17 protein-coding genes are annotated in these 21,644 nt (G+C 51.3%); 6 read left to right on the top strand and 11 right to left on the bottom strand.

Annotation, left to right across the window (positions count from 1 at the left end; genetic code table 11):
* Positions 1-98: 98 nt before the first annotated feature.
* Positions 99-794: a 2-C-methyl-D-erythritol 4-phosphate cytidylyltransferase gene (gene ispD, locus BLP78_RS08085; protein ID WP_090458273.1), complete on the bottom strand. Its 696-nt coding sequence runs from the start codon at positions 792-794 to the stop codon at positions 99-101.
* Positions 795-1,448: 654 nt separating this feature from the next.
* On the opposite strand from ispD, the gene BLP78_RS08075 reads away from it, so the two are divergent.
* Positions 1,449-2,417: a sigma 54-interacting transcriptional regulator gene (locus tag BLP78_RS08075; protein ID WP_090458270.1), complete on the top strand. Its 969-nt coding sequence runs from the start codon at positions 1,449-1,451 to the stop codon at positions 2,415-2,417.
* A gap of 990 nt (positions 2,418-3,407) precedes the next feature.
* Positions 3,408-6,812, top strand: coding sequence for a TonB-dependent receptor domain-containing protein (locus BLP78_RS08070; RefSeq protein ID WP_371128869.1), 3,405 nt, complete (start codon positions 3,408-3,410; stop codon positions 6,810-6,812).
* Positions 6,813-7,621: 809 nt separating this feature from the next.
* On the opposite strand, the gene BLP78_RS08065 is transcribed toward BLP78_RS08070, so the two are convergent.
* The 6 genes from BLP78_RS08065 to BLP78_RS08040 form a co-directional block, all read right to left on the bottom strand.
* Positions 7,622-9,928 (bottom strand): tetratricopeptide repeat protein, encoded by a 2,307-nt coding sequence (locus tag BLP78_RS08065; protein WP_176752820.1) that lies wholly within the window; start codon positions 9,926-9,928, stop codon positions 7,622-7,624.
* Between the two features lie 372 nt (positions 9,929-10,300).
* Positions 10,301-11,056, bottom strand: a complete 756-nt coding sequence (gene zapD, locus BLP78_RS08060) for a cell division protein ZapD (RefSeq protein ID WP_090458265.1) — start codon at positions 11,054-11,056, stop codon at positions 10,301-10,303.
* Positions 11,057-11,164: 108 nt separating this feature from the next.
* On the bottom strand, positions 11,165-11,770 hold the full coding sequence (coaE, locus tag BLP78_RS08055; RefSeq protein ID WP_090458263.1) for a dephospho-CoA kinase: 606 nt from the start codon (positions 11,768-11,770) through the stop codon (positions 11,165-11,167).
* A gap of 3 nt (positions 11,771-11,773) precedes the next feature.
* Positions 11,774-12,643: a prepilin peptidase gene (locus BLP78_RS08050; RefSeq protein WP_090458261.1), complete on the bottom strand. Its 870-nt coding sequence runs from the start codon at positions 12,641-12,643 to the stop codon at positions 11,774-11,776.
* Between the two features lie 15 nt (positions 12,644-12,658).
* Positions 12,659-13,954: an HlyC/CorC family transporter gene (locus BLP78_RS08045; RefSeq protein ID WP_176752822.1), complete on the bottom strand. Its 1,296-nt coding sequence runs from the start codon at positions 13,952-13,954 to the stop codon at positions 12,659-12,661.
* A gap of 145 nt (positions 13,955-14,099) precedes the next feature.
* Positions 14,100-14,927, bottom strand: a complete 828-nt coding sequence (locus BLP78_RS08040; RefSeq protein ID WP_090458257.1) for a cytochrome C assembly family protein — start codon at positions 14,925-14,927, stop codon at positions 14,100-14,102.
* 66 nt (positions 14,928-14,993) lie between these two features.
* On the opposite strand from BLP78_RS08040, the gene ffh reads away from it, so the two are divergent.
* Positions 14,994-16,343: a signal recognition particle protein gene (gene ffh / locus BLP78_RS08035; RefSeq protein WP_090458255.1), complete on the top strand. Its 1,350-nt coding sequence runs from the start codon at positions 14,994-14,996 to the stop codon at positions 16,341-16,343.
* A 44-nt stretch (positions 16,344-16,387) separates the two neighbouring features.
* Here ffh and BLP78_RS08030 read toward each other — a convergent pair whose 3' ends face one another.
* From BLP78_RS08030 to coaBC, 3 genes are read right to left on the bottom strand one after another with little or no spacing between them, the layout of a single operon-like run.
* Positions 16,388-16,924: a DUF192 domain-containing protein gene (locus BLP78_RS08030; RefSeq protein WP_256330171.1), complete on the bottom strand. Its 537-nt coding sequence runs from the start codon at positions 16,922-16,924 to the stop codon at positions 16,388-16,390.
* Between the two features lie 40 nt (positions 16,925-16,964).
* Complete coding sequence (dut, locus tag BLP78_RS08025) at positions 16,965-17,414, bottom strand: dUTP diphosphatase (protein ID WP_090458254.1); 450 nt, start codon at positions 17,412-17,414, stop codon at positions 16,965-16,967.
* Positions 17,415-17,433: 19 nt separating this feature from the next.
* Positions 17,434-18,639, bottom strand: coding sequence for a bifunctional phosphopantothenoylcysteine decarboxylase/phosphopantothenate--cysteine ligase CoaBC (coaBC, locus tag BLP78_RS08020; RefSeq protein ID WP_090458252.1), 1,206 nt, complete (start codon positions 18,637-18,639; stop codon positions 17,434-17,436).
* 133 nt (positions 18,640-18,772) lie between these two features.
* Here coaBC and radC point away from each other — a divergent pair, with 133 nt between their 5' ends.
* From radC to rpmG, 3 genes are all read left to right on the top strand, one after another.
* Positions 18,773-19,447 carry a RadC family protein gene (gene radC, locus BLP78_RS08015; RefSeq protein WP_090458251.1) on the top strand — a complete coding sequence of 225 codons (675 nt, stop codon included), beginning with the start codon at positions 18,773-18,775 and terminating at the stop codon, positions 19,445-19,447.
* 305 nt (positions 19,448-19,752) lie between these two features.
* On the top strand, positions 19,753-19,989 hold the full coding sequence (gene rpmB / locus BLP78_RS08010; RefSeq protein ID WP_090458249.1) for a 50S ribosomal protein L28: 237 nt from the start codon (positions 19,753-19,755) through the stop codon (positions 19,987-19,989).
* 45 nt (positions 19,990-20,034) lie between these two features.
* Positions 20,035-20,190, top strand: coding sequence for a 50S ribosomal protein L33 (rpmG, locus tag BLP78_RS08005; RefSeq protein WP_025041122.1), 156 nt, complete (start codon positions 20,035-20,037; stop codon positions 20,188-20,190).
* Positions 20,191-20,318: 128 nt separating this feature from the next.
* Here the strand turns inward: rpmG and BLP78_RS08000 are convergent, their stop codons facing one another.
* Positions 20,319-21,491 carry a DesA family fatty acid desaturase gene (locus BLP78_RS08000; protein ID WP_090458247.1) on the bottom strand — a complete coding sequence of 391 codons (1,173 nt, stop codon included), beginning with the start codon at positions 21,489-21,491 and terminating at the stop codon, positions 20,319-20,321.
* Positions 21,492-21,644 lie beyond the last annotated feature (153 nt).

Genomic DNA, 21,644 nt, shown 5'->3' with positions numbered 1-21,644 from the left:
GGCCAGACCCGGAATGACGAAATAAATTTATGCTATTTTCTCACCGGAGATGGGATTAATAGCTCGTATGGGTAAACAGAACACTCTGATCTTCCCATTCAAAAATTTTTCAGTATCAGTTCCGCCAACGCCAGATCCTGCGGATAAGTCACTTTCAGATTGCGCGCATCGCTCAGGACCAGCTTGGGTTTCAAGCCGAGCGCTTCAACCGCGCCCGCGTCGTCCGTCATGGTCATGCCGCCTGTCCTGCTTAAGGCTTCCACCAGTAGTCCGTGACGAAACATCTGTGGTGTTTGGGCCTGCCATAAATTCTCTCTCGATTCGGTACGCTCAACCCGGCCACCGCCATCGCTGCGCTTCAGCGTGTCCGCCACCGGCACCGCAAGCAGTCCTCCTACCTCATCATTAGCCAGTTCATCCATCAATTTGTCGAGTTGTGTGTTACTTAAACAAGGCCGTGCCGCATCGTGCACCAACACCCAGTCGTCATTTTTCATGGCAGAGTCTTCCCCTGCCGCTTTCAAACCATTCAGCACGGTTTCCGCACGGGTCGTGCCGCCGCACTCGAGCACGACCAATTTGTCGGAAAATTCCGACCAGTCATGCCGCATCCATTCTCTATCGGCGGGTGCAAGGATCACAAACACGGAAGTGATTCGTGAAGACCCGCACAACGTCTTTAATGTGTGATGGATCATCGACTTGCCTGCCAACCGCAAATACTGTTTGGGAAGCTCATCACCCATGCGTGAACCGGAACCTGCTGCGGGAATTAGCGCAAAAAAATTTGTCATTTTTGATGGAAGCAGCTCAGACTGATCTAATGGGTGTGATGGAAGATAAAATATGTGGATCAAACATCGCCGAAGATTTGAGGCCGATTGGTCAAAATCCCATGGAGTCAAATCCTATAAAACAGGCTGTAAGTAGCACTTCGCCCGAATCATGGCCCCGCGTGATTCGAGGGCTGAAGGAAAAAACCACTGAATATGTTCGCTAACGTACCGAATGCCCTGCCCCAGCAAAGGACCATAAAAAGGACGAGGTGACCATAAGCTCGACCATGACTCATTGTCAACTCTTTTTCAGCAGATTTCGGGCAACAAACGTCAGCAAGCTTCCATTCATACTTTTGCAATAAAATCGGCTGAATTATCTCAGGCGCATTCTACACAAGATAGCGCGAGTTTTCTCACAAAAAATGCGTTTGTCTTATTTTTTCAACCACGTCGCAAGGTTGACCTACAGATAGACCGTGCGCGATAGTCATCTGGATTCACGAGCCGGTTGATCCCGATGCCACCTGTAAAATCTTACAGCTATCCCGGAACTTAATCTTGCCTTCTAATAGCTATATCGTAGAGCTTGAAGTACAGGGTGGTTACGAACGGGCCTTGGCATCATGATGAAACAGGTTAACTAGCAGTCTCTCAGCTTTTAGGGGAAATATGATTGGACAGTCACCCGCTTTCGTAAGGATTACTCAGCTTATTGAGAAAATCGCGCGTTGCGATGCACCCGTTGTTATTGAAGGCGAAACCGGCACCGGGAAAGAATTGGTCGCGCGGGCTATTCACGATAGGGGAACCAGGGCCGGCTATCCATTTGTTCCGATCAATTGCGGAGCCATCCCCGACACATTGATCGAGAATGAGCTATTTGGCCACGAGCGCGGTGCTTATACAGGCGCCCAATCGAAGCGTCTCGGCCTCATCGCTCATGCACAATCTGGAACGCTCTTCCTGGATGAAATCGATGCACTATCTCCAAAAGCGCAAGTTACCCTATTGCGATTTTTTCAGGATCAGCAATATTCTCCGCTGGGCGGCGGTATCGCGCACGCTGCAAATGTGAGAGTGATCGTTGCCAGTAACAGAAACTTGACCCAACTGGCGGAGAAGGGTGAATTCCGGCTTGATCTGCTGTTCCGTCTCAAAATCATGCACCTTACCCTGCCGCCGCTGCGAGAGCGCCAGGGCGACGCCGCGCTTTTAGCAATCCACTTTCTGCATGCGTGCGCAGCGCGCTTTAGCTGCGGCGAAAAAACACTTCACCCCGAGACGATTGCCTGGTTTGATAACTATGGTTGGCCGGGCAATATCCGCGAACTGGAAAACCTCATTTATCGCGAGTGTTTGCTCGCCGATGGGTTAACTATTAATATCGCGCCACTAGCGTCCGCAGTTGTGGAGCGTCGGGCTGGGTTTGACCGGCGCCGCCCGAACTTCATCTATTTAAATTTCGCTGAGGCCAAAAATCATGCGATTGCAAAATTTGAACAATATTACCTCGCTCAAGCCCTGACCAAGGCGGGCGGTAATGTAAGCAAGGCTGCGAGTCTGGTAGGGAAAGACCGACGCGCATTTGGAAAGCTGCTAAAGAAACATCGTATAGATAAGAATATTCATTGCGTTTAACGTTACCTCCTCTGCTTCCAGCATTTTTCTGGACTGTTCATCGAAGCTGCCTTAGACATACCCATACCGAATAGCTCAGCAATATATACGGCCAAACTGATCGTATCGTTGTGATTCAAATTTAGCTCCTTTCGTTAAATTTCCCCCGCCATCGTGCAATGTTGGGATGCTCCAGCCAAAGGCTGAGCAACGCCCATGCCTGCGCCTCCAAGTCACAAGAATATTAAATCATGGGTCGATTTCAACCCGCTATGGGTACGTTTTCACCCATGGCATATATACCGTTGATTTAACTTGATTTCTGCCCGATAGAAGCCGGTTTCCGCCCGCAGCAAACCATTTCACTTGAAAAAATATGACCCATACCTGAGTAATTTATTTTCTCAACTTATTGAATATTCTGCATTTTAATTAATGATGAGGCTGGGCATGGATATTGCTGAGAAAAACTATGTGGTCGGAATATCAGCGATTTTATCAAAAGGATAAATCGTCGGCTTGCTCGCTCGCTAATGGCAAATGCTTTGGCGCTGATCGCCATGCGTGAACCGAAACCACCGAAACCGCTACAGGGTTAACACTAAATATTTGCGGCTTATTAATAAATTTAAGCCTGGAGTGGATTTCGGATGATGAACGATAAGGCACGTCCGACTATATGAGCATGATAAAAAAATTACAACGTAGTGCAGTGGCGCACGGATTTTCTGCCTCACACAAAACATCATGACCAAAATTTTGCGGTAGGAAACTCACCAGGACTCATTGCCAACTTCTAATCGTCAAGCGTAGTACTCAAGCTCTTGGCGAAATATTTTTAACCTGGAGCTGATTAAGTACCCATGGGCACACAGCACATCACGACTTTTCCTGATGTGCGAAAAAAAATCGCCCACTATCCACCCCCGGAAAAGAATGAAAGTTTATCGATGGAAGCCATGGAAATCAGAGCACATCTGCATACCTTCGATAGCGGCCTTATTCGCCACCGTGATAGCTTTATTGAACTCAGCGCCCAATGTTCATGCGGCGGAACGCTGCGTGCCTTCAATTGGGTTAGTCGTGTCAGCGCAAGGGGCTGTTGAACTGCGCCGTGTCAGTGAAACTCGCTGGCAACCAGCGAAACTCAACAATTTGCTTTGCCCGGGCGATACCGTCCGCGTTCGCGAGCGTGGTCGCGCAGCTCTGCGGCTTCGCAACGAAAGCACGCTCCGACTCGATCAGAAGACCACTGTTACACTTTCCGAGGCGGGCCATGATAAGACCGCACTGCTGGAATTACTCACTGGCTCGCTCTACGTCATTACGCGCACCCCCAAGCCATTCAGGGTGAGAACGCCCATTCTCGTTGCCGATGTTAAAGGAACGGAGTTTTTTCTCGAAACCGATCAGGATAGCGCTACGCTGATGATCTATGAAGGCAAAGTTTCCGCCAGCAACGAGCACGGCGGCATTAGCCTTGCCAATAACGAAGCGGCGATCATCCCCAGAGATCAGGCGCCACACAAAGAAGAAATCGTCCGCCCGGCTGACGCCGTTCAATGGGCTTTGTATTATCCAACCATCGTTGGTTATCGGATTGATGAGGCAAACACCGGGGAGTCGTCGCCAGCGTTGCTTGCATCCATTGAACTTTACCAGCAAGGCAAGCTGAGTGAAGCGCTGGCTGCGCTCGATAACGTGTCGCAGAGCGAGCGTTCTCCGCGCTTTCTGACTTATCACGCAGGCCTTCTGCTATCCGTCGGGCGGGCCGATGAGGCACGAGCGGATATCGAACAAACGCTTAAACTTGAACCCGGCAATAGTGACGCCTATGCGCTGCAAGCCATCATTGCCGTGGTACAAAACGATAAGGACCCGGCCCTGACCTTAGCCAATAAGGCAGTCGAGCTGGATCAGACCTCCTCCGCTGCCAGGCTGGCGCTTTCCTACGCGCAACAAGCCCACTTCAGAATCGAAGCTGCTCTCCAAAGCGTCCAACAAGCCGCGGAGATTGATCCGCAGAACGCGCTTATCTGGGCGCGACTGGCTGAATTACACATGTCCACTGGCTATCTGGACCGCGCCTTGGAAGCTGCACAACGCGCGGTGGATTTGAACCCCAATCTCTCAAAGACGCGTACGGTACTAGGATTTGCCCATCTGACTCAAATCGACACCGAAGCAGCCAAGGCAGCCTTCACCCAAGCCATAGAACTCGATCAGACCGATCCCATGCCGAGGCTGGGCATGGGTCTGGCGAAGATACGCGAGGGCGATCTCGAGGAAGGCCGTATCGAGCTAGAAATTGCAGCCAGCCTCGATCCGGCAAATTCGTTAATCCGCAGCTATCTGGGCAAAGCGTATTTCGAAGAGAAGCGCTATAAGCTTGCAGAGACGCAATTCGATCTAGCCAAGGCGCTCGATGCAAAGGATCCTACGCCGTGGTTTTATGATGCGATCCAGAAACAGACGCAGAATCAGCCAGTGCAGGCATTATGGGATTTACAGAAATCCATTGAGTTAAACAATAACCGGGCAGTGTATCGCTCGAAGCTGCTGTTAGATCGGGATCAGGCGGCGCGGAGCTCCAGCCTAGCACGTATTTACGACAATCTAGGTTTCGAAAAGCGCGCACTCATGGAGACGGCAAAATCCTTGAGCCTCGATCCCGCCAGCCATTCGTCCCATCGCTTCCTTTCAGATACTTACGCCGATATTCCACGGTACGACATCGCCCGTGTAAGCGAGTTGCTTCAGGCTCAGCTCCTGCAACCTATTAATGTCAATCCCGTTCAACCTCGCCTGGCTGTAGCTGACCTCAATATCATCACGGGCACCGGTCCGGCAGTGGCAGGTTTCAACGAATTTGCCCCATTGGTTGAGCGCAACAAACCCCAGCTCGTTGCTTCGGGCATCTTTGGCAGCCACAGCACCATAGGGGATGAAGCCGTGCTCTCGGCACTCTATGGACGCGCTTCCGTCAGTGTCGGTCAGTTTCATTACAATACTAAAGGGTTTCGCGATAACAATGATCAAAAGCATAACGTTTACAACGCATTTATTCAGTACGCGGTGACCCCGAGGTTTAATGTTCAGGCAGAGGTGCGAACACGCCAGACTGAACACGGCGATTTATTGCAGGATTTCAAGGTCCGCAACCCCGATACCACGATGGAGCACAGTCGGCGACAACTTCATCAGGACTGGGCACGAATAGGAGCAAGATACTCATTATCACCGAAGCAGGATTTTATTGTTTCTGGAATCTATACTGATCGAAAGGAGAATGTATCAGAAGTGGATCCTTCGCCCGGTGGTCTTACTGTTAATAACCCACGGCGGGATCGTGGATATCAAGCTGAAGTTCAGTACTTGCTACGAGAAGATCAGTTCAACGTGACTGCCGGCGGCGGAACTTATCGATTCGATGTAGAAAGGGAAGAAACCTTTGGCCCCTGTCCCCCTGGCGATACCTGCGATACCTTATTTCCAAATGTTAAGAGCAAGAGAGATAACGCTTACATCTATGCAAACCTCAATCTCCCAAAAAATATAAATGCAACACTTGGCTTAGGTTACGATTTCTTTAAATATGACCTCGATAGGGAGGATTTTCGAAGATTGAGTTTTGAACCTGAGGATGGGGGTGATAAAAGTTTTAGCTTTCATAAAGTAAGTCCAAAAATTGGCGTACAGTGGGATATTGTTGATAATCTACGTCTGAGACTTGCCTGGTTCGAAACGGTCAAGCCTGCCCTAGCTGCCAATCAGACCCTTGAGCCTACTCAAGTGGCCGGTTTTAATCAAATGTTTGATGATGTTAATGGAACCAGGGCTCGACGGATGGGGCTGGGCCTAGATGCGCGTATTGCAAATAAGCTATACAGTGGATTTGAAGTATCGGCACGCGACCTTGACGTTCCGAAATTGCGGACATTTTTGTCTTTAAGCGAAATCGTAAAGCAAAAAGAGAAACTCTACCGTGCCTATCTCTATTTTCTTCCCCATCCATATTGGGCAATCAGGGGGGAATTTCAGTTTGAGAAATTTACCCAAAATCCCGATAAAGCTGGCGACGATCCTTATCGAATGGAAACGTTAAGCCTGCCTGTTAGCCTCAATTATTTCGACCCTTCCGGAATATTTATGAAACTGATGACAACGTATGTCCGGCAAAAGGTGGCGCGATTGGATTCCGCAAATGCCGGGGTGAATGGCTTCACGTTACTCGATACTGCGATTGGCTACAGACTTCCTAAACGAAGAGGTATTCTCAGTCTCGAAGGCAGAAATCTTTTGAACGAAGATTTCTTTTATAGAAATATAAACTTGCAACATCCCGAGCAACAATTATACAACTTGCGTTATTCCCCCGACCGCACTTTTTTTTTACGGCTTACTTTGAACTTTTAAGGAGATTAAGAAATGACGAGCAAAGAAACGTTGCCATCTCTTGAAACGACCGTGTATGAGGTTTTTACAGGAACAGTCAAACTTACTACCTTGGAGGCGCTAGGTATACAGGACGTATTAATTGTGGTCACCGACAATACAATTAATCATCAGAAGCATATGCTTCAAATCCAGGGATCCATAGAAGAGCAACCTCGACCGGGAGGCAAAGTAGAGTATGCGCTTCGCATTTCGTCAGCTGACGGGACGCCAGAAATTGGACCACCCTTGCCAGGAAAACGAAAAAAACGAAACGAAGTATGCGAATACGAAGGTTGCGACTGGCTCGTACGATCTGAGCGACATTCAGGGGGAGATTGGATAGAAAAAACGAGAAGGTGTATAGGCGACTCGCCTTGTCCTTACAATAAGATAGTAAGGCAGCCCTGAACAATTCGATTTTTAGGAATAGACCATTGTACAGCGGCAGATGGCTACGCCACCTGCCGCTCGTTGCCACTACATTCATACTAGAATCAGGTTGAGAAGAAGCGAAGAATTTCCTCAAAATCATCCGCAGGTTGTTGCCCGCATAACAGGAGATTGAAGACGAGACGGGGTCTAACTCCCCTCACTCATTCCTGCACAACCAGTTCACCTAATCTTATCACTGCTGATCGCAGCGGCGTTGGCATGGTGCGAAATGGACACGCCTAATATCGGTGCGAACATTTGTGTGAGATAGAATTGTGAGCACTCAACAATATCATAGGTAAATCTGTAGCCATTTTAAGGTGCAAAAACGCAAAACAAAAAACCAGATCGCGGCTCTACTTCTCCGCATTACCGACTCTATTCGCCGCCACATGTTTCTTTCGTATCCCTTCCCCTCGGGCGCGCAATGATGCCGCTTCTTTAAAACGCCCCATCTTATTAAGCAGATCAGCATAGCCTTCCAATGTATTCGCTACATCAAGATGGTCGGATCCAAGCGCTTTTTCCCAAATCTCCAGTGAGCGCTGATATGACGGCTCAGCCTTGGCATATCGTCCCTGGTTATAGTAGAGGGTTGCCAGATTGTTGAGGCTAACCGCCACATGAGGATGATCGGGGCCAAGAGCTTTTTCCCAAATCTTCAGTGAACGCAGATACAACGGCTCGGCCTTGGCGTATTGGCCTTGCTCCTGGTAGAGTTCCGCCAGATTGTTAAGATTTGCTGCCACATGGGGATGATCGGGGCCGAGTATGTTTTCCAGGATCTTCAGTGAACGCAGATACAACGGCTCGGCCTTGGCATATTGACCTTGAGCGTAGTAGACGGTAGCCAAATTGTTGAGGCTTGCGGCCATATCGGGATGGTCGGGGCCCAGGGTCTTTTCCCGAATCTTGAGTGAGCGCAGATACAAGGGTTCCGCCTTGGCGTATTGGCCTTGGGCAAAGTAGAACCCGGCCAGGTTGCTGAGGTTCGCCGCTACATGAGGGTGGTCGGGGCCGAGGACTTTTTCAAAAATCGCCAGTGAACGCAGATATAACGGTTCCGCCTTGGCGTATTTGCCTTGGTCGTAGTAAAGCTTGGCAAGGTTGTTGAGCCTCACCGCCACATGGGTACTCTCGGGACCGAGAGTCTTTTCCCCAATTTTAAGTGAGCGCTGGTACAAGGGTTCGGCCTTGGCGTATTGGCCTTGCGTGTAATAGAGGGTTGCCAGATTGTTCAGGCACACCGCCAGATCGGGGTGGTCGGGGCCCAGGGACTTTTCCAGAATTTTAATTGAACGTTGAAGCAAGGGCTCGACCTTGGCATATAAGCCCAGATCGTGATAGAGCCCCGCCAGATTGTTCAGGCTGACGGCCACGTCGGGATGATTGGGGCCGAGGGTTTTTTCTCGAATGGCCAACGCCTTTTCATAAAACGATAGCGCTTCCGGATAGCGCCCCATTTCATGGTTGATTCTGCCCGCTTTGTTGACATAGTCGGCATTATCCGGCTGAAGTCGCGCGGCTTCGAGGTAATATCTGCGCGCCTTGATGTAGTCAATTTTGCTCAAGGCCAGTTCACCTAGCTGGAATGCAGCTTCTGCGGCGCGCTTCGTATCGGTTCCCAGTGCTTGCTCGAACAATTGCTCCGCCTTCGCCGTATCTCCTTTGACGAGCGACTCGCGGGCCTGTGTAAGAACCTCTTCCGGAACGTCTGGCGCAATGTCCTGCAAGCTTTGGTCTGCGTTGGCCAGGGTTGCGTTGTATTTCGCGCTGGCTTCTTCAGGAAACCGCAGGTCGGCTTCTGCTTTCTTGATCTTGAGCTCAAGCGCGGTGATTTTTTCCTGGTCTGCCTGTTTTTCCTTCGCGAACTCCAGGCTCAGTTCTGTAATCGCCTCATCCTTTAGCTTCCGGCGCCATTCCTCGAATTCCGTGGGGGATAGACCGATGTTTATATCGCCCCCAGCGGTGACATTTACGTCGCCCCCGGCGGCAATGCTTCCTTGCTTCGCTACGATAGTCGGGCCCGAGATTGGCGTGGGTTCCTTATCGGAAAAGTGGACGTAAAGCGTCCAGATACCAGCCGCCAGCGCCGTAATGCCTCCGCCGATGAACTTCCAGGTACGTTGGTTCGTTTCGCTGGTTACCGCAGCTTGCCATCCCTGGGACTCTCTGGGTGCGGCTTCAGCAACCAGCTTAGCCGCGACACCCGCCTTTTCTATTGCTTCGATCACGCGACCCGCATCGTAATCGAACCGGGATTCGCTGATCTCGATCGCGTTTCGTCCAGCGAGTGCAGCAATATCTGACGGCAGTTGTTCAGTCTTTGGAACCTCCGCGCCGCCTATAAGAATAGGTATAACCAGTTTCTTTTGATTGAGCGCTTCGCGAACCTCCGCCCTGACGGAATCTTCTGGATATTCGAGCCGGCGTTGGCCTGCCGCATTTTTAACGTTAACCCAATTTTTACCGATGACGGCAACGAGGACATCGCATTGCGAGATTCGCTCTTCAATTACCTTCGCAAACTCGGCACCGGGCGCAATGGCATCCAGATCGCGGAAGACCTGTTCTTTACCGAAATGATGGGCTAAACGATCATATAATCGACCAGCGGAAGCAGCGCTGTCGTCTCGCCGATAACTGATGAAAATGCCAGCCATTAAATTCCCCATCGTTGACGACGACCGGTTTCAGGCGCCCTGGTATGCACGCGCTATAGGATTCGACCGGGCGTTAAGCGGACAAAATACAAGCAAGAAATTCCAGTGAGACGCTGATTATTAAATTCATAGTAGATCGGGCTCTGCCCGACAACGTTTTTGATCGTCGGGCAGAGCCCGACCTACCGCGCTTGTCAATAAATTTGCTCCAGACCTGGTACGCCAACCCTGGAATGACGAAAATTCCTCGCATTTGCCTCGGAATGAACGGGTTCAAATATCCGATGTCATGATAGTATCCGCCCGGACAAAAAACAAAAAACCCCGCAATAGCGGGGCGAGTATCGATTCCATGAATTGGCCTGAAACTTCCTACAGATTACAGAAAGTCAGTTCAAACTCTACATCTTCTTCATATATTCTGGTTTTCTGCCTTGAACCCGAGATGACGAAACGAATGTTAAGCGCATATTTATTGGCACTGATTTCGGGTACGCACGGCAGACTCTCGTCTACCTTCAGGCACAGCATATGCGCTACTCGCGCCGACCCCATCTGCTGATATACACCCCGGTGAGCGGTGTGCCGGATTGTCTTGCCACTGTTTCGCAACAGGTGTAATACGATGCTGAAGCCATTTTCCAGCGGCAACATCGGTGCAAGCCATTCGTTAAGATCGCTGCGCCGCACCGCAGGATCCTGATGCAGCCAATAGTGATAAGAAGGCAAGTCGAATTCGCATGCGCCTCCTGGTATTCCGACACGCTGCTTGATGCTCATCAGCCACTCATTGTCCCGCATGTGTTCACCGATTTTCCCCGACATGCCCAGCATGCTTTGGGAGGCGGCCTGTATATTGGTTAACACTTGATTAAGCGCGCCTTCTGAAATGTCCGGCCTTCTGCGCAGCACCTCCAACGCGTGCTTCTGCCGCTCCAGTTCCTGCAGCAGATCCGATTTCATATCGGCACGGCTCGTTACATCCAGTATTTCAAACAGGGTAACGAGCGCGGAGTGGTGTTGAAAAGCGTCCTTTTTTGCAGAAAAGAAAGCTATCTTGTCAAACAGGTCCTCAAGCCGCAGCAAGGTGCGGATGCGCTCATTAAGAGGTTGCTCGTAACAAATCACGACGATGGTCTGAAAGGGAGAATGGAACGGACAGGGTACGTGATATCGTGCTGGAAAACAGAATTCTAAATCAAATAGCGTGCAATAAACGTAAAATGCCGGTAGAACTCAACTTTTATTTGCCAAAGCGAGATATTTCTGGTGTAACGCGTTTACCTGTCGCTCCAGATGCGCCATATCCGCGTCGTTGATGATTACATCATCCGCTTGTTGTAATCTTTCCTTACGTGAAAGCTGCGCGGACATGATTGCGCGTATAGCACGCTCGTCGAGCCCGGTTCGAGTCGTCGCGCGGACGATTTGATCATGCTCACTGCAATCCACCACCAGGATGCGCCGGATCAACTCGTGGTATGTGCCAGTTTCAAGCAGCAGCGGGACCACTATCATCGCATATGGGGCACAGCAATGCGCGATACGGCGAACCACCTCGACGCGTATAAGTGGATGGAGGATAGCCTCAAGCGTGTGACGAGCGTCGCTGTCCGAGAATACCAGGCTGCGCATTTCTTCCCGTTTGAGTGCGCCGTCCGCAGTGATGAATTCTTCCGTAAAGGCGTGCCGAATATCAGCAATTGCCGCACCCCGCGATTGGGTAAGCTCACGCGCAATCGCATCGGTATCGACCACATCAATACCCAGGGCGGCAAAGAATTTCGCAGCGCTCGTTTTACCACTGCCGATGCCGCCGGTTAAGCCGATGATCAAGGACATGGGCTAGAATAGGTCTAAATAGATACGATTAATCTGGTTACCCCAGAACATAGCCACGAAACCTGCACTAGCCAGGTAAGGACCAAACGGAATGCGAGCATGACGCTCCTGCTTTGCCAGCAGTATCAACCCGACACTGCCTATGGTACCCACAATTGAGGAAAACAGAATCACCAGCGGCAGCATTTGCCACCCGAACCACGCCCCAATGACGGCAAGCAGCTTGAAATCACCATAACCCATGCCTTCCTTACCGGTGATGAGTTTATAACTCCAATATACCAGCCACAACACAAGATAACCGGCAACCGCACCGATAACCGCGGAATAAATATCGGTGAAGCCATTGTCCAGATTGACCAGCAACCCTCCCCATAAAAGCGGCGAGGTAATGGCGTCCGGAAGCAATTGAGTATCCATGTCGATAAACGTCAGTGCGATCATCGCCCAAGCGAACATCAAGGCGGTAAAAGCGGCAAAACCATAACCGAAATGCCAAGCTATAAAGCCACTGATAAAGCCGGTGAATACTTCGATAGCGGGATAGCGTCCCGAAATGGAAGCCCGGCATTGGGAGCAACGCCCTCTCAACACCAGATAACTTATCAACGGAATATTTTCGAGTACCGTGATTTTATGCCCGCAATCAGGGCAGGCGGAACGAGGCACGACAATATTAAAAGGCGGCAGCGCCTCCCCCTCCTCACGCAGATACCCGCCCAGTTGGGCACAGTGCTGCCGCCATTCGAGCTCCAGCATTTTAGGGAGCCGGTAAATGACCACATTCAAAAAACTGCCCATTGCCAAGCCAACGATGGAGCAGCATGATATGAAAAAAGCGGGTGAGTTTTGCAACAGGTAAAGAAATGACATTCAGGCGACAGAATACTATCCTGTATAAAGATCTGGCGATTCCCGCTCAATTGGCGCTACAGTGAGGAATATCCGCACTACCTTGACCACTCGATCCTGAGTCTGGATGATTTCCATCGGATAACCGGCGATTTTAAGACTGGTACCTGCTTCGGGAATATCCTGGAAGTGTTCCAGAATGAGGCCGTTGAGTGTTTTCGGCCCTCCCAGCGGCAGCGTGAGCCCAAGCTTGCGGTTGAGATCACGCAGCAGGCTGCTTCCTTCCACTATTACACTGCCATCTTCCTGTTTCAGGAATGCACCTACTTGCGAAGGTGAGTGTGTAGTAAATTCGCCAATGATTTCTTCGATGATGTCTTCCAACGTCACCAACCCCATCCATTCGCCGTACTCGTCCACAATGAGGCCAACCCGTTCCCGGTTTTCCTGGAATAGTTGCAGTTGCGAAAACAGGGGTGTGCCGGATGGGATGAAGTAAGGCTCACGCATGATTTTTTCGAGTGTTGCGGCGGAGATTTCGTCACTTCTCATCTGATTCAGCACCTTGCGCACGTGAATGATACCGGCAACGTTATCCAGCGTGCCCCTGTATACCGGCAAACGGGTGTGATAACAGGTGAGTAACTGATCGTGAATGGTCTCATCGTCCGCGTCGAGGTCTATCGCCTCGATCTGGCCGCGAGGCACCATGACATCGTCCACGGTTACGGTTTCGAGATCGAACAGGTTAAGCAACACGCTCTGGTGCTTCTTTCGGATGAAGTGTCCCGCTTCCAGCACCAGGGTTTTGAGCTCTTCCAGGCTGAGTTTCTGTGTCGCGTTATCCGCCCTGGGTTTTATGCGCAGGATAGTCAATAGCGTCTGCACGAACAGATTGACGAACCAGACTACAGGATAAAATAGCTTCAGCAACGGCGTCAGCACGTAGCTCGAAGCCAGCGCGATACGCTCCGGGTGAGCAGCCGCGATGACCTTGGGCGTAATCTCGCTGAATACCAGGATGGCAAAAGTGACGCCTACCGTTCCCAGAAGCAGAGCCAGATCGCTCTGACCAAAGGAAGCGGAAACAATCACGGCCACCACAGTCGCAGCAGCGGCATTCAGCAGGTTGTTGCCAAGCAGGATTACCCCCAGCAACCTGTCGGTATTCAATAGTAACTGGGTGGTGAGGCGCGCGCCCCGATGTCCCTGTTTCGCGAGATGCTTCAACCGGTAACGGTTGATCGCCATCATGCTGGTTTCGGAAAGGGAAAAAAATGCAGATAAAATCAATAGAACAGCCAGTGCTATCAGTAGCACATACAACGGCATGTCTTCCAAGAGAAACGCCTTTATGCAAGTTGATAAAATTCAGATGCGGAAGAAAGCAGCCAGCCACAACTTCGGGCGGCTTTTGCCGACTTCCGGATCGGCACGTTTACCGCCAACGGCATACGCTTTCTGCATATAAGTACCGTTAGCGCTGCAATATCACTTCCAGTACGAATTTGCTGCCGAGATAGGCCAGCAGCAGAATAATGAATCCCGCCAGCGTCCAGCGAATCGCGATGCGCCCGCGCCAGCCATAAAACTGCCTGCCCGCCAGCAGGGCCGCGAACACCCCCCAGGAAATAAAACCAAACAGATTCTTGTGGGTGAATTTGATTGGCTGGCTGAATATCTCCTCTGAAAATACGACACCGCTGATGAGGGTCAGCGTGAGCAGTATGAATCCTACCCAGATGACGCGGAACAGCAACGTTTCCATCGTAAGAAGCGGGGGTAGATTCGTCAGCACTGAAGGCATTGCCGGTTGGTGCAGGCGACGCTCCACCACTGCCATCAACAACGCATGGAGCGCGGCAATGGTAAGAAGGCTGTATGCCAGCATTGCGATGGAAATGTGCGCCTTGAAAGCGGGTAGTTCAGTATTGGCCAAAGGGCGCAGGGAAGGAAAAACCAGCGGGAGCAGTACTGCCACCGCAGCCACCGGCGCGATCAGGGTTTGCAATCCTTCAAGGCGGTTGAAAAAGCCGGATACCCAGTAGATCATGGCGGTAAGCCAAACGATGGCGGAAACTGCGCTGCCCACCCCGAAGCTCAACCCGATGCCTGCAAACACGGATTCATAAAGCGTATAGCCGTGCAGCACCAGTGGTGCGAGAATGGCATAGCGCTCCCATCCCGGCGCTATGATATCGCCGCCTCTGGATTTTGCGGGCGCATTCCACCGGGTGCGCCAGAAGTGCCAACCGATCAGTCCATACAGCAGGGAGGCGACGAGATAGGCTAGAATACCTGACATTTATATAGCGGATTAAATTGGGACTGCCAGTTAGTCTACACCAAATTTTCTTGAGAGGCATTTTGCATGTTCGACAATCTTACCAGCCGGCTTTCCGGAGTCATCAAGACCCTGCGGGGTGAAGCGCGACTGACCGAAACCAATATACAGGAAGCGTTGCGTGAAGCGCGCATGGCATTGCTGGAGGCCGACGTAGCCTTGCCGGTGATCAAGGAGTTCATTGCACGCGTCAAGGAAAAGGCGGTCGGCAAGGAGGTAGTAGGCAGTCTTTCGCCAGGGCAGGCGCTGGTGGGGGTGGTGCATCAGGAATTGATCGCTCTCATGGGAGGCGAAACCGCCGATATCAATCTATCTACCGTGCCGCCGGCGGTCATCCTCATGGCCGGACTTCAAGGCGCAGGCAAGACCACCAGTAGCGGCAAATTGGCAAAGTGGTTGATGGAGCAAAAAAAGAAAAAAGTATTGCTTGTTTCGTGTGACACGTACCGCCCCGCCGCCATCCATCAATTGGAGCTGCTGGCCCGGCAGACGGGCGCGGCGTTCTTCCCGGTTCAAGCGGGACAACAGCCGAAAGAAATCGCTGCTGCCGCACTGGATTTTGCCCGCAGGCACTTCCACGATGTAATGATTGTGGATACCGCCGGGCGGTTAGCCATCGACGAAGCGATGATGGAAGAAATTCGCGGATTGGAAACGCTGCTGAATCCTATCGAAACGTTGTTTGTAGTGGATGCAATGCAGGGCCAGGACGCGGTCAACACAGCCAGGGCATTTGCCGAGGCGTTGCCGCTGACCGGCGTGATCCTTACGAAACTCGATGGCGATGCGCGCGGAGGCGCGGCACTGTCGGTGCTTCACGTTACTGGAAAACCAATCAAATTTGCCGGCGTAGGCGAAAAATTAACGGGGTTGGAGGCATTCCACCCTGATCGCATGGCTTCACGCATTCTCGGCATGGGCGATGTGCTGGGATTGATCGAGGAAGCCCAGCGCGGCGTAGATCAGCACGAGGCCGAAAAACTCGCTAAAAAAATGAAATCGGGCAAAAGCTTCGATCTGAACGATTTCAAGATGCAATTTCAGCAAATGAGAAATATGGGTGGCATGGGTGCCGTCATGGATAAACTGCCTGCACAATTGAGTCAGGCCGCCCAAAACGTAAAAATTGACGATAAAACCATGGGCCGCACCGAAGGCATCATTAATGCCATGACACCCCAGGAACGGGTCAAGCCTGAAATTTTGAAAGCATCACGCAAACGCCGGATCGCAGCGGGAGCGGGCGTTACCGTACAGGAAGTGAACCGCTTGCTGTCTCAATTCGAGCAAGCGCAGAAGATGATGAAAATGATGAGCAAAGGGGGGATGACAAAAATGCTTAGAAGCATGAAAGGAATGCTTCCAGGCATGCGTTAAAAGCAAGTCAGGTGCAGGCGTAGAGTCCGGCAACCGAGATCGATTTATTCGGCTACCGGCATTTTATCGAGGCCCATGACCCGCTCACCTGCCTTTATATTCCTCGTCGAAAACCAGCCAAGATTCGTTTCGATAGCATATTTCGCGGCACCAGCGGAACCGTGCGCCGTTGCCGTGCGGGGCGTCATGTCCTCGATGTTGAGTATTACCCCCTTTACATCCAGAAAAGCGACGCTCAGCGGAATATCCGTGTTCATCATCCACATGCTGTGGCGCCCGGCCTCGGGGAATACAAACAACATTCCATCATTGCCATCCATCGATTGCCGGGACATCAACCCTTGTGAACGGGTGATTTGAGTGTGCGCGACTTCGACGCGAAGAGTATGACCGGAAATCTTGAGCTGGCGTACCGGCATTTCCGCGCTGACCGGTGCCGATAGAAGAAAAACAAAGAAAATCGCAAGAATGCGCCAACCTGAACCCGGCAATTGGATAGGGTCGAGTTTGCGGTTTTTAGGGTGCAGCGAACTCGCCAGGAAAGTGAAAGTCGGGTGGAGCAAAAATTGTTTGTTAAGCATGGCACCAAGCTGAAAAATGAGGAGTCAACTGCTGGTAGGTTTAATGTTTGCCGGTACTGCCAAACCCGTTTGTTCCCCGATGACTTTGCGTAAAATCATCTACCACATTGAAATCGACTTGTACCACCGGCACCACGACCAGTTGCGCGATCCGCTCCAGCGGATTCAATAGAAAAGGCACCTGTCCACGGTTCCAGCATGAAACGAATACCTGACCCTGGTAATCGGAATCGATCAGCCCAACCAGGTTCCCCATCACTATGCCATGCTTGTGGCCTAGCCCCGAACGGGGAAGCACCATGGCGGCAAGTCCTGGATCCGCAAGATGAATAGCGATGCCGGTGGGGATGAGGTGGGCCTCGCCAGGTGCGATCGTCATCACATGTTCCGTGCAGGCCCGCAGATCAAGCCCAGCGGAGCCGGGAGTAGCATAGGCCGGCAATTGGTGCTTCAGACGTAAGTCGAGAATCTTGATGTCTATCTTCAGCATGGCAATCTCGGGATCTTTTTCACGATTTTTGTTTTTCCTGCAGCAATGAAATATGTTTGATCAAGCGCCGTGCCTGCTCCATTTTCTGCGCTCGCGGTAAATGATGCCTGCCTGCGTCGTCAAATAGAGTCAATGTACAATCCTCAGAGCCAATCGCTTCCTGGACCAGGTTTGCGGCGAGAAGCGGCAGCTTTTTCTTGCGTCGCTTGATTTCGGCATTCTCCTCAAGATTTTCTGTCTCGGCGGCAAAACCTACACAGAAAGGCGGATCGGCAAGCCCTGCTGCATATTCAAGAATATCAGGATTGGGTATCAGTTCGAGCGTGATGTTATTGCTGGTTTTCTTTGTCTTCTGCTTACTGGTGCTTTTGGCGCGATAGTCGGCTACTGCCGCGACACTTATAAAAATGTCGATATCTGAAATTTCATTTTCCACGGCCCCAAGCATGTCTTGCGCACTCGTTATCCGGGTGACCTTTGCGGCCGGAGGTGCATCAAGGCAAACAGGACCGGAAATGAGAATGACCTCCGCCCCGGCTTCAAGTGCTGCGCGCGCGATTGCATAGCCCATTTTCCCGGAACTTAGATTGGTGATTCCCCTGACCGCATCAATAGCCTCGTATGTAGGCCCGGCAGTGATGAGCACGCGCTTGCCTTGCAACAGCCTGGGCTGGAAAAAAGAATGCAGTGTTTCAGCGAGTTCGCGCGCTTCAAGCATACGACCCAAGCCGGTCTCCCCACATGCCTGGGCACCACTGGCGGGGCCGAGTATTGTTACATTATCCTGCCGCAGCGTAGCCAGGTTCCGTTGCGTTGCAGGATTTTCCCACATTTGCCGGTTCATGGCCGGCGCAATCAGCAAGGGGCAATCGCGCGCAAGGCACAATGTCGATAACAGGTCATCAGCAAGACCATTGGCGAGTTTGGCGATAAAATCGGCGCTGGCAGGCGCGACGAGTATCGCATCCACGTTGCGCGAAAGATCAATATGAGCCATGCTGTTGGCAATGCTCGCGTCCCACAGTTCAGTAAACACCGGCTTACCGGTTAATGCCTGCAACGTTGCCGTACCGACGAAATGGCAGGCAGATTGGGTCATTACCGCCTGCACGTCCACGCCGTCATGTATCAGGAGACGCGCCAGCTCCGCAGCCTTGTATGCGGCCACCCCGCCGGTCAACCCCAAAAGCAGGTGTCTGGTTCTTTGTAAGGCCGTGTCAGTCATAATCACAGGATCATTTTTAGCAGGAAGGCAGTTTAACCTAAAAACAGCATCTCATTGCAGAGGACGGCTCTCACCGCTACGATGATTTTGGATTTCTTACCTGACCTTCGCACTTTTATTTGGCACCACTACCATGGCAATTTCCGACTGGCCTGAATCCGAGCGTCCACGCGAAAAACTTCTGAAAAATGGACCCACACATCTTTCCGATGCGGAACTCCTGGCGATATTCCTGCGCACGGGTATGGCCGGAAAAAGCGCAGTGGATCTGGCGCGAGAACTGCTCCAGTGCTTCAACGGGCTGACAGGGCTGTTTGCCGCGGATCAAAATGCTTTTTGCCAGGTAAGAGGAATGGGCCCGGCCAAGTATTCTCAATTACAGGCAGTGATGGAAATGGCGCGACGTGCGCTGGAAGAAAAACTGAAGAGCGGCGATGCCATGAGCTCGCCAAAATCAGTACGCGATTATTTGCGCCTCAGTCTTCAGGGTAAAAAGCACGAGGTCTTCGTGGCTATTTTTCTCGATGCTCAGAATCGCACCATTGCGACCGAAGAGTTGTTCAAGGGGACCCTCACCCAAACCAGCGTATACCCGCGCGAGGTGGTAAAACGGGCGCTGTATCATAACTCAGCCGCCATTATCTTCGCCCACAATCATCCTTCCGGTGTTGCAGAGCCGAGCCAGGCTGACGAAATCCTGACTCAATCTCTAAAACAGGCCCTTGCTTTGATAGACGTGAAGGTCCTCGATCATTTTATCGTTGGCGCAGGCACGGCCATGTCGTTTGCTGAGCGTGGATTGATATGATCCTAAATCCGGCAGTTGACCACTCATTTGTAAACTAAACACTATAGTTGGAAAAGAATTTTTCGTACCCCATGAGCTTCACCTTTTTGGTGAGTTCGCTACGGAGTGGATTGAACAGTTTTTGCGGCACAGCGCTGCGTTGCAACTCCTTGGAATGGAATGACCATTCCGCGTCGTTGCGCCTTGCTCTGTACCTCAAAAACTGCTCACTCCACCCCGTCCAACTGCCGGATTTAGGATAATTTGAGGAAATTCATGAAATCGGGATATAATATCGGTTTTTCCGATTTTGGGAGTGGATCACCATGGCACAAGTATGTGAAGTTACCGGAAAGAAGCCTATGACCGGCCACCACGTTTCCCATGCGAACAACAAGACCAAACGGCGCTTTTTGCCCAATTTGCAGCGCCGCCGGTTCTGGGTTGAGAGCGAGCATCGCTGGATCAGCCTGCGCCTGTCTAATGTAGCGCTCCGTACAATAGACAAGAATGGCATTGACGCGGTGCTGGCTAGAATGCGCGCACGCGGGGACAACATTTAAAAGTCGGGAAACGGCATTCAGGCTTGGGAATATAAGGACATTATCATGAGAGAAAAAATAAAGCTCGAATCTTCGGCCGGAACCGGTCATTTCTACACCACCACCAAGAATAAGCGCACCAAGCCGGAGAAAATCGAAATTTCAAAATTCGACCCGGTCGTACGCAAGCACGTCAAATACAAGGAAACCAAACTTAAGTAATATTATATTATCGCGAAGGTTGTGCCGTAAATCTTCCAGGATATATTAAAAACGCACTAAAACAAAAAACCCGCCAGCAGCGGGTTTTTTGTTTTTGCTATATGCTTGCAGCGCTTGTCACATTTGGCTTAGGCGGCGTAGCAGCGTAGCCTGCGAGAGAAATTTTCCAGCACTTCAATACCGCTTTCTTCGGCGCGGTGGCACCAATCCTCCAGCTGCTTGACCAACTCATCCTTGGAGGAGGTCGAGCGCTGCCACACTGCCATAAGCTCCTCACGCATTTTATATACCTTGTCAAGCGTGCTGGTCTTGCTCAGCACCAGGTTCAGCTTTACCCGTTCGTCTTCCTGCAGGGTCTTGGAGTCGGCAAGAACCCAACGTTTAAGGGTAGAACGATCTACGCCGAGGTTCGCAGTCCCGTCCTTCAGATGATCAATTTCCTTTGCCAACGTATGCTTGAGGAACTGAGCATATTTTGCCAGCACTTCGTAACGATGAGAAATAACAGCTTGCAGCGTGTCAATATCGCAAGTTGTCTTGGCGGTATCCAAGCGCAATTTGGGTGCGACCTTCTTCACCTGAGCCAGCCCCATCGATTTCAGAATGCATATATACATCCAGCCGATGTCGAACTCATACCACTTGTTGGATAAACGCGCAGAAGTGGCATAGGCGTGATGATTATTATGCAACTCCTCTCCGCCAATGAGAATCCCCCAAGGTACGATATTGCGGCTGGCATCTTCCGCCTGGAAGGTGCGATAACCCCAGTAGTGCCCCACACCATTGATGATGCCAGCAGCCATGATGGGAGCCCATGCCATCTGTATCGCCCAGATCGTCAGCCCGATGGGACCGAATAGAATAAGATTGATGATCAGCATCAGTGCAATACCCTTGGCGCTATGCTTGGAGTAGACATTGCGCTCCAGCCAGTCGTCCGGCGTACCATGGCCATATCTTTCCAGCGTTTCCAGATTCTTTGCTTCTTTCCGATAGAGCTCGGATCCTTCTCTCAGCACTTTACTGATGCCGAGCACTTGCGGACTGTGGGGGTCGGCCGCGGTCTCGCACTTGGCGTGATGCTTGCGGTGTATTGCCGTCCACTCCTTGGTCACCATGCCGGTGGTAAGCCACAACCAGAAGCGAAAGAAATGGCTGGGCAGCGGATGCAACTCAAGCGAACGGTGCGCCTGATGGCGGTGCAGGTATATCGTGATACCGGCAATCGTAATATGGGTAAGACCCAGGATGACCGCGATATACCCCCACCACGGCAAGTCGATAAGACCTAAAGTCATAGATGTGTGACCTTTTAAGATAACTGCTGAAAAGAATGGATATTACGGGGAGAAAGGATACGGCAATTTAAAACTAAATGGGCATTTAGTCAAGGAATTGTTCAGTCTTGGTGCGGGTTGCCGCAGATATGGAGAGAGGCGGGGTAGCCTTTT

It is taken from the genome of Nitrosospira sp. Nsp1 (genome assembly GCF_900100985.1).
In the GTDB taxonomy this organism is placed as follows: domain Bacteria; phylum Pseudomonadota; class Gammaproteobacteria; order Burkholderiales; family Nitrosomonadaceae; genus Nitrosospira.
This window is presented reverse-complemented; position numbering and strand designations above follow the sequence as displayed.

Coding starts and splice junctions, on each gene's coding strand:
- ispD (WP_090458273.1), bottom strand. CDS start 794: ATGACAAATTTTTTTGCGCTAATTCCCGCAGCAGGTTCCGGTTCACGC.
- BLP78_RS08075 (WP_090458270.1), top strand. CDS start 1,449: ATGATTGGACAGTCACCCGCTTTCGTAAGGATTACTCAGCTTATTGAG.
- BLP78_RS08065 (WP_176752820.1), bottom strand. CDS start 9,928: ATGGCTGGCATTTTCATCAGTTATCGGCGAGACGACAGCGCTGCTTCC.
- coaE (WP_090458263.1), bottom strand. CDS start 11,770: ATGTCCTTGATCATCGGCTTAACCGGCGGCATCGGCAGTGGTAAAACG.
- BLP78_RS08050 (WP_090458261.1), bottom strand. CDS start 12,643: ATGTCATTTCTTTACCTGTTGCAAAACTCACCCGCTTTTTTCATATCA.
- BLP78_RS08045 (WP_176752822.1), bottom strand. CDS start 13,954: ATGCCGTTGTATGTGCTACTGATAGCACTGGCTGTTCTATTGATTTTA.
- BLP78_RS08040 (WP_090458257.1), bottom strand. CDS start 14,927: ATGTCAGGTATTCTAGCCTATCTCGTCGCCTCCCTGCTGTATGGACTG.
- ffh (WP_090458255.1), top strand. CDS start 14,994: ATGTTCGACAATCTTACCAGCCGGCTTTCCGGAGTCATCAAGACCCTG.
- BLP78_RS08030 (WP_256330171.1), bottom strand. CDS start 16,924: ATGCTTAACAAACAATTTTTGCTCCACCCGACTTTCACTTTCCTGGCG.
- dut (WP_090458254.1), bottom strand. CDS start 17,414: ATGCTGAAGATAGACATCAAGATTCTCGACTTACGTCTGAAGCACCAA.
- coaBC (WP_090458252.1), bottom strand. CDS start 18,639: ATGACTGACACGGCCTTACAAAGAACCAGACACCTGCTTTTGGGGTTG.
- radC (WP_090458251.1), top strand. CDS start 18,773: ATGGCAATTTCCGACTGGCCTGAATCCGAGCGTCCACGCGAAAAACTT.
- rpmB (WP_090458249.1), top strand. CDS start 19,753: ATGGCACAAGTATGTGAAGTTACCGGAAAGAAGCCTATGACCGGCCAC.
- rpmG (WP_025041122.1), top strand. CDS start 20,035: ATGAGAGAAAAAATAAAGCTCGAATCTTCGGCCGGAACCGGTCATTTC.
- BLP78_RS08000 (WP_090458247.1), bottom strand. CDS start 21,491: ATGACTTTAGGTCTTATCGACTTGCCGTGGTGGGGGTATATCGCGGTC.